At 71.6% G+C, this 11957-nt stretch carries 11 protein-coding genes; 8 read left to right on the top strand and 3 right to left on the bottom strand.

Translation table 11 applies throughout. The features are described from left to right. The 6 genes from ACFVYF_RS05090 to ACFVYF_RS05065 form a co-directional block, all read left to right on the top strand. On the top strand, positions 1–157 hold a 157-nt coding region (locus ACFVYF_RS05090), incomplete at its 5' end, for a winged helix-turn-helix domain-containing protein (RefSeq protein WP_389452071.1). Next, on the top strand, positions 154–1752 hold the full coding sequence (locus tag ACFVYF_RS05085; RefSeq protein ID WP_389450968.1) for a sensor histidine kinase: 1599 nt from the start codon (positions 154–156) through the stop codon (positions 1750–1752). The genes ACFVYF_RS05090 and ACFVYF_RS05085, both read left to right, overlap by 4 nt. 26 nt (positions 1753–1778) lie before the next feature. Next, positions 1779–3251: a glycosyltransferase gene (locus ACFVYF_RS05080; protein ID WP_389450965.1), complete on the top strand. Its 1473-nt coding sequence runs from the start codon at positions 1779–1781 to the stop codon at positions 3249–3251. Further along, positions 3248–5413, top strand: coding sequence for an ArnT family glycosyltransferase (locus ACFVYF_RS05075; protein WP_389450962.1), 2166 nt, complete (start codon positions 3248–3250; stop codon positions 5411–5413). Before ACFVYF_RS05080 ends, ACFVYF_RS05075 begins: the two co-directional genes overlap by 4 nt. A 330-nt stretch (positions 5414–5743) precedes the next feature. Continuing rightward, positions 5744–7249 carry an MFS transporter gene (locus tag ACFVYF_RS05070; protein WP_389450959.1) on the top strand — a complete coding sequence of 502 codons (1506 nt, stop codon included), beginning with the start codon at positions 5744–5746 and terminating at the stop codon, positions 7247–7249. A gap of 107 nt (positions 7250–7356) precedes the next feature. Further along, a complete protein-coding gene (locus ACFVYF_RS05065; protein WP_389450956.1) occupies positions 7357–8133 on the top strand; it encodes a TetR/AcrR family transcriptional regulator in 777 nt (258 codons plus the stop codon). Positions 8134–8266: 133 nt separating this feature from the next. Here ACFVYF_RS05065 and ACFVYF_RS05060 read toward each other — a convergent pair whose 3' ends face one another. Further along, on the bottom strand, positions 8267–8737 hold the full coding sequence (locus tag ACFVYF_RS05060; protein ID WP_389450954.1) for a PPOX class F420-dependent oxidoreductase: 471 nt from the start codon (positions 8735–8737) through the stop codon (positions 8267–8269). 80 nt (positions 8738–8817) lie between these two features. After that, positions 8818–9168 carry an STAS domain-containing protein gene (locus ACFVYF_RS05055; protein WP_389450951.1) on the bottom strand — a complete coding sequence of 117 codons (351 nt, stop codon included), beginning with the start codon at positions 9166–9168 and terminating at the stop codon, positions 8818–8820. 238 nt (positions 9169–9406) lie between these two features. Here ACFVYF_RS05055 and ACFVYF_RS05050 point away from each other — a divergent pair, with 238 nt between their 5' ends. Together ACFVYF_RS05050 and ACFVYF_RS05045 are read left to right on the top strand one after the other, a co-directional pair. Continuing rightward, the gene (locus ACFVYF_RS05050; protein ID WP_389450948.1) at positions 9407–10129 is read left to right on the top strand and encodes an ANTAR domain-containing protein; all 723 of its coding nucleotides are present in this window, start codon (positions 9407–9409) and stop codon (positions 10127–10129) included. A 29-nt stretch (positions 10130–10158) separates the two neighbouring features. Beyond that, entirely contained in the window at positions 10159–10923 is a 765-nt protein-coding gene (locus tag ACFVYF_RS05045; RefSeq protein WP_389450945.1) for a GAF and ANTAR domain-containing protein, read from the top strand. A gap of 161 nt (positions 10924–11084) precedes the next feature. Here ACFVYF_RS05045 and ACFVYF_RS05040 read toward each other — a convergent pair whose 3' ends face one another. After that, positions 11085–11906 carry a YceI family protein gene (locus ACFVYF_RS05040; RefSeq protein ID WP_389450942.1) on the bottom strand — a complete coding sequence of 274 codons (822 nt, stop codon included), beginning with the start codon at positions 11904–11906 and terminating at the stop codon, positions 11085–11087. Positions 11907–11957: the final 51 nt, after the last annotated feature.

Here is an 11957-nt window from a genome sequence, read left to right as displayed (position 1 = left end):
GATCCTGGACCGTGTGTGGTCGTACGACTTCGGCGGCCAGGCCAACGTCGTCGAGCTCTACATCTCGTATCTGCGCCGGAAGATCGACGCGGGCCGTGAGCCGATGATCCACACCCGGCGTGGCGCCGGCTATCTGATCAAGCCCGCCGCGTCATGACCGGGCGACGACGGCCGCGGAAGCAGAGGCGAGGACGAAAGCCGCGCACGCTGCGGACCCGGCTCGTCGTCTCCGCGGTCACGCTCATCGCCGTGGTCTGCGCCGTGATCGGCACGGTGACGACCATAGCGCTGCAGCAGCACCTGTATACGCAGCTGGACGGACAGCTGACCGAGTCCGCCGGGCGGGCGGCCGGGGCCGGGCCGGTGAAGCCGGGGAACGGCAATGCGTCCAGCCTTCCGGGCGTCGGGAAACTCGGCGGCTCCGCCGACCGGATCCAGCCTCTCGACTTCCTCACCCGGGGCCCGACCCAGGTGAACACCATCGGGGCCGTCGTGGAGAACGGCGGGATCACCGACGCGGGCCTCGCCAAGGAGCAGCCCACCTCCACCAGCACCACCGAGATGACCGCCCAGGACCTCACCAAGGCACAGATCGCGGCGCTCGGCTCGGTGCCGAAGGACGGCAAGAAGCACAGCGTGGACATCCCCGGACTCGGGGAGTACCGCGTCGTGTACCAGCACGGCGCCCGGGGCGACTTCTACGTCGGCCTGCCCACCCAGGCCGTCACGAACACGATCAACACCCTGATCATCGTCGAGGTCAGCGTCACCGGCGCCGGTCTCGTCGCCGCCGGCATCGCGGGCTCCGTACTCGTCAGCGTTGCCCTGCGCCCGCTGCGCCGGGTCGCCTCCACCGCGACCCGGGTCTCCGAACTCCCGCTGCACACCGGCGAAGTGACCCTCTACGAACGGGTCCCCGACGCCGAGGCCGACCCCCGCACGGAGGTCGGCCAGGTCGGCGCCGCGCTGAACCGCATGCTCGACCACATCCACGGCGCCCTGCACGCGCGGCAGCAGAGCGAGATGCGCGTACGGCAGTTCGTCGCCGACGCCAGTCACGAGCTGCGTACACCGCTCGCGTCCATCCGCGGTTACGCCGAGCTGACCAGACGTGGCAGAGAGGAGACCGGGCCCGACACCCGGCACGCGCTCGGCCGGATCGAATCCGAAGCCGGCCGCATGACCCTCCTCGTGGAGGACCTGCTGCTGCTCGCCAGGCTCGACGCCGGGCGGCCGCTCCAGTACGAGAACACCGACCTCGTCCCCCTCGTCATCGACGCGGTCAGTGACGCGCGGGCGGCCGACCGCGAGCACAACTGGCGCCTCGAACTGCCGGACGAACCCGCCCTGGTGTCGGCGGACGCCGCTCGCCTCCAGCAGGTTCTGGTCAACCTGTTCGCAAACGCACGGACGCACACCCCACCTGGGACGACCGTCACCGCGCGGGTGCACCGGCACGGGCCGTGGCTGTGCGTGGACGTCCAGGACGACGGGCCCGGAATCCCGCCGGAGCTGCTCCCCCGGGTCTTCGAACGCTTCGCCCGCGGCGACTCCTCGCGGTCCCGCGCCTCCGGTTCGACCGGTCTCGGCCTTGCCATCGTGCAGGCCGTGGCGGCCGCGCACGGGGGTGCCGTGACCGTCGACAGCATGCCCGGCCGGACGGTGTTCACCGTGCATCTGCCCGCGCTGCCGGTCGAAACAAATTCGCAAACGTACTCACAGGCACAGCACAGTGCCACCACATGGGTGTAACAGGGCAGTTGACGAATGTCATTGCCATGCGAACCGACCCTTCTCCCGGCACCCTGCCGGCGCGGGAACACCTCCCTGCCGGAAATGCCGGTACGCCTGTCCTGGACGTAGTGATCCCCGTCTACAACGAGGAGAAGGACCTCCAGCCGTGTGTGATGCGCCTGCACGATCACCTCGCGCGGACCTTCCCGTACGCATTCCGCATCACGATCGCGGACAACGCGTCGACGGACACCACCCCGCTGGTGGCCGCCCGGCTGGACGCGGAGATCCCGGAGGTCCGGTCCTTCCGGCTGGAGCAGAAGGGCCGCGGCCGGGCGCTGCGGACCGTCTGGTCCGCCTCGGACGCACCGATCCTCGCGTACATGGACGTCGACCTGTCCACCGACCTCAACGCACTGCTTCCGCTGGTGGCGCCGCTGATCTCGGGCCACTCGGATCTGGCGATCGGCTCCCGGCTGTCCCGCTCGTCGCGGGTGGTGCGCGGCGCCAAGCGGGAGTTCATCAGCCGCACCTACAACCTGATCCTGCGCGGTTCGCTGCAGGCCCGTTTCTCCGACGCGCAGTGCGGCTTCAAGGCGATCCGGCGTGATGTCGCCCAGGCGCTGCTGCCGCTGGTCGAGGACACCGGCTGGTTCTTCGACACCGAGATGCTGGTGGTGGCGGAGCGGGCCGGGCTGCGCATCCACGAGGTGCCGGTCGACTGGGTCGACGACCCGGACTCGACGGTGCACATCGTGAAGACCGCGACGGAGGACCTCAAGGGTGTGTGGCGGGTGGGCCGGGCCCTCGCCACCGGTTCGCTGTCGCTCGACCGGCTCGCCCGGCCCTTCGGGGACGACCCGCGCGACCGCGAGCTGACCGACGTACCGCGTGGGCTCGCCCGTCAGCTGGTCGGCTTCTGCGTGGTGGGCGTCCTGTCCACGCTGTTCTACCTGCTGCTCTACTCCGGCTTCCGCGTCGTGTCGGGGCCGCAGATCGCCAACGCGCTCGCCCTGCTCGTCTCGGCGGTCGCCAACACCTCGGCCAACCGGCGGCTGACCTTCGGTGTCCGCGGCCGTGACCGCGCGGTCCGCCATCAGGCCCAGGGCCTGGTCGTGTTCGGCATCGGACTCGCGCTCACCAGCGGCTCGCTCGCCGCGCTGAACGCCGCGACGTCCGACCCCTCGCACTCCACGGAACTGGCGGTGCTCATCGCCGCCAACCTCGCGGCGACGGTGCTGCGGTTCCTGCTCTTCCGGGCCTGGGTCTTCCCGGACCGGACCGACGAGACGGCTTCCAGGGTCGTGGCGTCGCACAGCCCGGCGTCGCCCACGTACGACACCGGGGCGCACCCGCTCGGCGCCGCGCCGGGGTCCCACCGGCCGACGGCGCAGCACGTTCCGTACGAGACCACAGACTTCCGCGCCGTCGATGCCGCGGACCGCCCCCGGGGCGACGCGACCGTGCAGCTGCAGCCGGTGCGCCCGCACGATCACGATCCGAGGAACACCCGATGACCCTTGACTCCGACACGACCTATGAGGGGGGCGCAGGCCCCTCCGGGGGACCGCCCGCGACGGCGGCCCAGGAACCGGACGCGCCCACCACGGCCCCCCGCTCCGGTGAGCCGAAGCAGCCCTTCCTCCACCGTGCCTGGCGCGGCCGTCCCGAGGACCCCCGCTGGGCGCGCCCGGCCCTCCTCGGTCTGCTCGTCGCCACCGGTCTGCTCTACCTGTACAACCTGAGCGCCTCCGGATACGCCAACTCCTTCTACTCGGCGGCGGTCCAGGCCGGCAGCCAGAGCTGGAAGGCCATGTTCTTCGGCTCGCTCGACGCGAGCAACGCGATCACCGTCGACAAGCCCCCGGCCGCGCTGTGGCCGATGGACCTGTCGGTGAAGATCTTCGGCGTCAACTCGTGGGCGATCCTCGTTCCCGAGGTGCTGATGGGCGTCGCCACGGTCGGCGTGCTCTACGCCGCCCTACGGCGTCGCTTCGGCCCGACGGCCGGTCTGATTGCGGGCGCGGTGCTGGCGCTCACCCCCGTCGCCGCGCTGATGTTCCGCTTCAACAACCCGGACGCGCTGCTCGCGCTGCTGATGACCGTCACGGTCTACTGCGTGATCCGCGCCCTGGAGGACGGCCGCACCAAGTGGCTGGTCTGGGCGGGTGTCGCGGTCGGCATCGCCTTCCTGACGAAGACCCTGCAGGCCTTCCTGATCCTGCCGCCGCTGGCGATCCTGTACGCGGTGTGCGCGCCGGTGAAGCTGAAGAAGCGCTTCGGCCAACTCGCCCTCGCCACCGGCGCGATGGTCGTCGCGGGCGGCTGGTGGGTGGCCATCGTCGAACTGTGGCCCGCCTCCTCGCGCCCGTACATCGGCGGCTCGCAGAACAACTCCTTCCTGGAGCTGACCTTCGGCTACAACGGACTCGGCCGTATCAACGGCGACGAGGCCGGCAGCGTCGGCGGAGGCGGCGGGGCCGGCGGCACCGGGCGGTGGGGTGCCACCGGCTGGGACCGCATGTTCGGCGACGAGGTCGGCAGCCAGGTCTCGTGGCTGCTGCCGGCCGCGCTGATCCTGCTGGTCGCGGCCCTCTGGCTGACCCGGAAGGCCAAGCGGACCGACCTGACCCGCAGTTCGTTCCTCGCCTGGGGCGGTTCGCTGCTGATCACCGTGCTGGTCTTCAGCTACATGGCCGGCATCTTCCACCAGTACTACACGATCGCGCTGGCCCCCTACATCGCGGCGCTGGTCGGCATGGGCGCCACGGTGCTGTGGGCGGAGCGGTCGAAGATCTGGGCCGCGCTGACCCTGGCGGCCACCGTGACCGCGACGGCGGCCTGGGGCTATGTGCTCCTCAACCGCACTCCCGACTACCTGCCCTGGCTCAAGTGGCTGGTGCTCATCGGTGGTCTGGCCGGCGCGCTCGGCCTGATCTTCGTGGCCAGGCTCGGCCGACAACTCGCCATCGCGGCGGCCGGGTTGAGCTTTGTGGCGGCGATCGCCGGCCCGACCGCGTTCACGCTCAGCACGGTGGACACCGGGCACACCGGTTCCATCGTGACGGCCGGTCCCGCCGGTGCGAGCCGGATGGGCGGTATGGGCGGCGGTGGCGGTATGCGCGGTGGCGGCGGCTTCCCCGGCGGCGGCCAGAACCGGCAGGGCGGCACGGGCCAGCCGGGCACGGGCCAGCCCCCGGCCGGCGGCTTCCCCGGCGGCGGCCAGAAGCCGCAGGGCAACGCCCAGGGAGCGCCGCAGGGCGGCATGGGCGGCCGGATGGGCGGCGAAGGCGGTATGGGCGGCGGCGGTGCCGCGGGCCTGCTCAACGGCGCGACCGTCAGCTCCGAGGCCAAGCAGCTGCTGGAGAAGAACGCGGGTGACTACACCTGGGCGGCCGCCGCCATCGGCGCCCAGAACTCCGCGAGCTACCAGCTGGCCACCGGCGACCCGGTGATGGCGATCGGCGGCTTCAACGGCACCGACCCCTCGCCGACCCTCGCCCAGTTCAAGCAGTACGTGAACGACGGGAAGATCCACTACTTCATCTCGGGCGGCAGCATGGGCGGTGGCGGCAGCTCCGGCACCTCCGGCCAGATCACCTCGTGGGTGGAGGCCAACTACAAGAAGGTGACGGTCGGTACCGCGACCTTCTACGACCTGACGCAGCCGACGAGCTGACGCGGGACTCACCGAGGAGCGGTGGCCCGGAGCGATCTCGCTCCGGGCCACCGCTCTTTGCGTGCCGTGCCGCGAGGGTGCAGTTCTGCGGGTGCCGTGCCGCGGGGCCACCGCTCTTTGCGTGCCGTGCCGCGGGGGTGCAGTTCTGCGGGTGCCGTGCCGCAGGGCCGCCATTTTTCGGGTGCCGTGCCGCACGGGTGCCGCCCTCGCACGCCGGGGCCACCGCCCTCTTCGCACCGGCACGTCGCGTCGCACCCACGTTGTACGGCGTATAGCAAGTGTTCTACGGTGTACGTCGACCATCTCCCGTACACCGTAGAAGGGTCCCGTATGCCGGCACCGACAGCCGCCGACACGGCCACGACCCCGCAGGGGCACCCGCAGCGCTGGCTGATCCTCGGCGTCATCTGCCTCGCGCAGCTCACCGTGCTGCTCGACAACACCGTTCTGAACGTCGCGATCCCCTCCCTCACCCGGGAGCTGGACGCGGCCACCTCCGACATCCAGTGGATGATCAACGCGTATTCGCTGGTGCAGTCCGGGCTGCTGCTCACCGCGGGCAGTGCCGCCGACCGCTACGGCCGCAAGAAGATGCTGATCGCCGGCCTCGCGCTGTTCGGCATCGGCTCCCTGGCGGCCGGACTCGCCGACTCCACCGGCCAGTTGATCGCCGCCCGGGCCGGCATGGGCATCGGCGGCGCACTGCTGCTCACCACCACCCTCGCCGTCGCGATGCAGATCTTCGCACCCGAGGAGCAGCCGAAGGCCATCGGCATCTGGAGCGCCGTCAACGCGCTCGGCTTCGCGGTGGGCCCGCTGATCGGCGGCTTCATGCTGGGCCACTTCTGGTGGGGCGCGATCTTCCTGATCAATCTGCCGGTGGCGGCGCTGGGCCTCGCCGCGGTCGTCGCCCTCGTACCGGAGTCGAAGAATCCGCAGGGGGACCGCCCGGACCTCCTCGGCGCACTGCTGTCCACCATCGGCATGACCTCGCTCGTGTACGCGATCATCTCGGGCCCCGAGCACGGCTGGACGTCCGTCCGGGTGCTCACCCCGGCGGCCGTGGCCGTGCTGGTGCTGGCCCTCTTCGCGTACTGGGAGAGCCGGATCCCGTACCCCATGCTCGACCTGCACTTCTTCCGCGACCGCCGGTTCACCGGAGCCGTCGCCGGAGCCGTCCTGATCACCTTCGGCATGGGCGGCGCGCTCTTCCTGCTCACCCAGCACCTCCAGTTCGTCCTGGGATACGGGCCGTTGGAAGCCGGAGTGCGCACGGCACCCCTCGCCCTCTCGGTCGTCGCGCTGAACTTCACCGGCCTGTCGGCCAAGTGGACGGCGAAGCTGGGGACGCCGGTCTCGATCGCCCTCGGCATGGTGCTGATGTCGGGCGGCCTGGTGTCCATCGCGACGCTCACCGCCCAGGGCTACCCCGGCACCCTCCTCGGGCTGCTGCTGATCGGCGCGGGCTGCGCGGTCGCCAACCCCGCCATGGCGCACGCCATCATGAGCGCGATCCCGCCGGCCAAGGCGGGCGTGGGCGCGGGCATCAACGGCACGCTCGCCGAGTTCGGCAACGGCCTGGGGGTGGCGGTGCTCGGTGCGGTCCTCAACTCCCGCTTCGCCGCGCTGATTCCGATGGCGGCGGCCTCGCTGCCGGCGGCGCTGGCGTCGGCGGACTCGGCGCGGGAGAAGGAGCGGATCACCGACGCGTTCTCGTCGGGACTGGAGACGAGTCAGCTCGTGGGCGCGCTGGCGGTGCTGCTGGGCGGACTGCTGGCGGCGGAGTTGCTGCGGCGGGCCGAGAGGGCAGACTCCGCGGTGACGGTTTCCGCGTAACGCCCGCTTAGCATCAAGGTGGGCGGACCGGAGAATTCCGGCCCGCCCACCTCGAGGTACCCGAACCACGTCAAGTACCGCAGTCCGAGTTGCGAGAGAGGTGCGCCATGGTGAGGGCAGCCGACCGGGCCCAGGGTCCGGCGCGGGTCAGCGTCTGGTTGGAGGGCAAGGCCCCGCGGCGCGGTACGACGCGCAGTGGCGGCCAGCCGTCGGGGCTTGACCGGGACCGCATCACCGAGGTCACCGTGCGGCTGCTCGACGCGGAGGGGCTGGCCAGGTTCTCCATGCGCCGGCTCGCCGCCGAGCTGAACGTCACCGCGATGTCCGTCTACTGGTACGTCGACACCAAGGACGACCTCCTCGAACTCGCCCTGGACGCGGTCTTCGGCCAACTCGCCCTGCCCGACCCGGAGTCCGGCGAGGACTGGCGAGACCAGCTGCGCTCCGTCGCCACCGGTTACCGCGCCCTGCTGGTCCGCCACCCCTGGGTGTCGCCGCTCAGCGGCAGCTTCCTGAACATCGGACCGCACTCCATGGCCTTCTCGCTCTGTGTGCAGCAGGTGATCCGCAACACCGGCCTGCCCCCGCACGGCCAGATGGGCGCGCTCTCGGCCGTCTTCCAGTTCGTGTACGGCTTCGGCACGATCGAGGGCCACTTCATCCAGCGCTGCGCCTCGGCCGGCATGAGCCAGGACGACTACTTCCGCCAGGCCATGAGCACGATCAGCGAACAGCCCCAGTTCGCCGCCCACGTCGAGAGCGCCGCGGACCTCATGGAGGCCCGCGGCGGCGACACGGTGGAGGAGATGCGGGAACGCGACTTCAACTTCGCCCTGGACACGCTGATCGCGGGGATCGAGACGATGGTGCAGCGCGGCAGCTGATTCCAGACGCGGCCCGCACCCCCTGGCCCTCAGACGCGGCCCGCACCCCCTGGCCCTCAGACGCGGCCCGCCCCGGACTAGCCCTCAGACGCGGCCCGCGCCGGACTGGCCCTCAGACGCGGCCCGCCCCGGACTAGCCCTCAGACGCGGCCCGCGCCGGGAAGCCCCCCGTGGCCACGGGCCCCCACCGCTCAGGGGTGACCCGGATGATCGACTTGCCCTGCTTGACCATCGCCGCCCGGTACTCGTCCCAGTCCGGATGCTCCCCCGCGATGTTGCGGTAGTACTCGACGAGCGCCTCGACGGAGTCGGGCGAGTCGATGACCTCGGCGGTGCCGTCGACCTGGACCCAGGGGCCGTCCCACTCGTCGCTCAGCACGATCAGACTGACCCGCTCGTCCCGCTTGGCGTTCCGCGTCTTGGCGCGCTCCGGATACGTGGAGACGACGATGCGCCCCGAGTCGTCGACCCCGCAGGTCAGCGGCGAGCCCTGCGGGCCGCCGTCGGCCCGGCGGGTCAGCAGGATGGCGCGGTGCCGGGGCCGTACGAAGTCCAGCAACTCGTCCAGGGACACGGAGGTGTTCGTCGCGATGTTGGGTGCCATGGCGCAAGCCTAGAGGGCGTCGCGGGCGAGGGGCTGATCCACATGCCGCCGCGGGGCGGACGGGAATGTGACGACAGACCCTAGGCCGACACCGCCTCCACCAGGTCGTCGTACACGGCGACATCGCGCCGCAGCCCGGTCAGGTTCAGGACGCGGCCGGCCATGCCCTCCGGGTCCACCGCCACGCGCAGCTCCGTGCGGGGCGGGTGGTGCAGACGGTGGCGGACCTGGTCGAGGAGGCGTACGCCCTGGGAGTCCATGAAGCGGGTCCCGGTGAGGTCCAGGACGAGCACCCGCAGCCGGCCCGTCCGCGCGTGCACGAGGTCCATGGTCTCGGCGTACAGCAGGTCGGCGTTGGAGATGTCGATTTCCGCGGGCAGCGTGACGAGAGTGCAGTTCGGCAGGTCACGTGGGTTCGGGGAGAAGGTCATGGCAACTCACCTGGCAGACGTGTGTCCGGATCCGATGAGGCCGCTTCCTGACCTGTCCGGCCATTCCATCACGGGCGCCCCCGAGTTCGGAAGCTCGGCCGCCGGGCCGCAGCCTCACCCCATCGGAGCAGCTAAAGTGCTGTTCGTCCTGTGCTCGCAGTCGGGAATGTGCTGCGGAGCTCTCCTGCGCATGGCCATGGGTCCTTCGTCACGCCGACGACCGGGCCCGGGGCCGTGCATGCCGAAGAGGTTCGTGGTGGCTGCGTCCGATTTTCCTGAAGTGCCCCATTTCCCCATGGGTTTCGAGCTGGCCGACGCTCTGACGGTGGCCGCTCAGCAGCTGCACGAGACGTCGACGGCCAACGCCGCCCTGCGGGCCGCGGCACGGCTGGCCGTGCACGTCCTGCCCGGTGCCGAGCACGCCGGTATCTCCGTCATCGAGAAGACCCACCGCCAGACCCTCGCCTGGACCGACGAGGTCGTACGGTCCGCCGACGCCCTGAACGCGGGCCGCGAACACCACCTGTACTGGAGCCGGCTGTGGACCGCGCCGGTCGCCCGGATCGACGACAGCGCGGCCTACGACAGCGGTGAACTCTCCTTCTCCGGCCTGGGTCTGCGCTCGGTGCTCTCGCTCCGGCTGCGCGCGGACCGCCGCCGGCTCACCGTGCTCACCGCGTACGCGCGCAAGCCGCGGGCCTTCGACGATTCGGCCACCCGGATCGGCCGGCTGTTCACCGCGCACGTCAGCATCGCGCTGGAGTCGGTGACCGCGCGCGAGCAGCTCACCGAGGCCATGCGGACCCGGGATCTGATCGGGCAGGCGACGGGCATCCTCATGGAACGCCTGGGGATCGACGCCGGCGCGGCCTTCGAGAGCCTGGTGCGCACCTCCCAGCGGGAGAACGTCAAACTGCGTGACCTGGCCCGGCGGCTCGTGGACACCCTGCACCAAGAGTGAGCGGGCGCCGGCGGGATACCCGGATCTCCATGAGACCTCCAGCGGATCCCCCCGAGTCGCCCCGGGCCGTCGTCCCCGACCCCCGCACGGCAGCCGCCCCGCTGCACCAGGCGCTGGCCGGGAGCGGCGGCCTCGACACACTGCTGCGGGACCTCACCGAGCGGGCGGTGCTCGCGGTGGAGGGGGCGGCGGCCTGCAGCATCACCGTGCGCCGCGACGGACGGCTGCTGACCCTGGCGGGCACCGGCGGTCTGCCCAGCGGACTCGATCAGCGGCAGTACGAGAACGGCGACGGGCCCTGTGTCCGGGCGGCGGCGCTGGAGGCCGAGCAGCACGCCCCCGACCTGTCGCAGGAGACCCGCTGGCCCTCGTACACCGCGTACGCGCTTTCGCAGGGCGTCCGTTCGGTGCTGGCCGTGCCGCTCACGGTCGACGGGGAGACGGACGCCGCGCTCAATTTCTACGCCGTGACCGAGGACGCCTTCCACGACCGGCGCGACACCGCCCGGGTGTTCGCGGCGCGCGCCTCGGAGGCGATCAACGCGGCGCTGCGCATCGAGCGCGAGCAGGCGTCGTCGGGGGACGTCCGCACCGCGCTCCTCTCGCGCAGCGTGATCGACCAGGCGATCGGCATCCTGATGGCCAAGGAGCGCTGCGACGCGCGGGCGGCACTCGACAGGCTGCGCCGCGCCTCGCAGGACTCCAACGTCAAGCTCCGGGACCTGTGCGGCGATCTGGTGGCCCGGGTGACGGGCGCGGCCGCGGCCCGGGAGGGCCGGACGCCGGGGGCCTAGCGACCGGTCCGCTTGGTCGGGCGGCGGGAGCCGACGGGAGCCGACGGGAGCCCAGGCCTCGGCCCACCCGACCCCGACCTCGACCCCGACCCCATCGCCGGTCCCGTTCCCGTTCCCGGTCCCGTTCCCGGCCCCGATCGTTCCCGTTCCCGTCCGTGTCGTCAGGCCGACGGCAGCGTCTCCCCCTGCACCGCCTGGATGTCCAGTTCCACGCGCAGGGTCGTGCCGATGGCCGAGATGCCCGCCTGGAGCACCTGGTTGTAGTTCATCGCGAAGTCCTCGCGGCGCAGTTCGGCGGTGGCGCGGAAGGCGGCTCGCGTGCCGCCCCACGGGTCGGCGCCGGTGCCCAGGTAGGCGAGGTCCAGGTCGACCGGCCGGACGACGCCGTGCATGGTCAGTTCGCCGTGCACCGTCCAGCGGTCGGACCCGGCGAAGGTCAGGCCCGTAGAGCGATAGGTGATCTCCGGGTACGTCGCCACGTCCAGGAAGTCCGGCGACTTGAGGTGCCCGTCGCGCATTCCGTTGCCGGTGTCGATGGAGGCCGCGGAAATCACCGCCTCCACCCGGGACTTGGCCACCTCGTCCGGCGCGATCTCGATCCGGCCGGCGAACTCGGTGAACCGGCCGTGCACGCTGGAGATCCCCAGGTGCTGGGCGACCGCGCCCACGGAGGAGTGCGCCGGGTCGATGGTCCAGGGGCCGGGCGGCGGCAGCTCGGTGCCGCCCTGCCGGGCGAGGACCACGTTGCCGACCTCGGCCCGTCCGCTCGCCGTGACGATCGCGCTGGACGCGACGGGCGCGTACCCGACCGCGGTGACGATCACGGTGTAGGCGCCGGGCGCCAGCGCGGTCGTGTCCCGCACGGCCCCCTCGCCGTCGGCCTCGGCCCGCACCACCTGCGTGCCCGTCATGTCGGTCACCGTGACGACCGCGTGCGACACGGCCCAGCCGTCCCGCGTACGGATCCGTGCGGTCAGTCCCATCCCGTTTTCTCCTTGCAAGCCGGTTGCCGACTCCGCCGGGGGCGGGGTCAG

The sequence above is a fragment of the Streptomyces sp. NPDC058274 genome (genome assembly GCF_042881375.1).
In the GTDB taxonomy this organism is placed as follows: Bacteria; Actinomycetota; Actinomycetes; order Streptomycetales; family Streptomycetaceae; genus Streptomyces.
This window is presented reverse-complemented; position numbering and strand designations above follow the sequence as displayed.

Coding starts and splice junctions, on each gene's coding strand:
- ACFVYF_RS05085 (WP_389450968.1), top strand. CDS start 154: ATGACCGGGCGACGACGGCCGCGGAAGCAGAGGCGAGGACGAAAGCCG.
- ACFVYF_RS05080 (WP_389450965.1), top strand. CDS start 1,779: ATGCGAACCGACCCTTCTCCCGGCACCCTGCCGGCGCGGGAACACCTC.
- ACFVYF_RS05075 (WP_389450962.1), top strand. CDS start 3,248: ATGACCCTTGACTCCGACACGACCTATGAGGGGGGCGCAGGCCCCTCC.
- ACFVYF_RS05070 (WP_389450959.1), top strand. CDS start 5,744: ATGCCGGCACCGACAGCCGCCGACACGGCCACGACCCCGCAGGGGCAC.
- ACFVYF_RS05065 (WP_389450956.1), top strand. CDS start 7,357: ATGGTGAGGGCAGCCGACCGGGCCCAGGGTCCGGCGCGGGTCAGCGTC.
- ACFVYF_RS05060 (WP_389450954.1), bottom strand. CDS start 8,737: ATGGCACCCAACATCGCGACGAACACCTCCGTGTCCCTGGACGAGTTG.
- ACFVYF_RS05055 (WP_389450951.1), bottom strand. CDS start 9,168: ATGACCTTCTCCCCGAACCCACGTGACCTGCCGAACTGCACTCTCGTC.
- ACFVYF_RS05050 (WP_389450948.1), top strand. CDS start 9,407: ATGCCGAAGAGGTTCGTGGTGGCTGCGTCCGATTTTCCTGAAGTGCCC.
- ACFVYF_RS05045 (WP_389450945.1), top strand. CDS start 10,159: ATGAGACCTCCAGCGGATCCCCCCGAGTCGCCCCGGGCCGTCGTCCCC.
- ACFVYF_RS05040 (WP_389450942.1), bottom strand. CDS start 11,906: ATGGGACTGACCGCACGGATCCGTACGCGGGACGGCTGGGCCGTGTCG.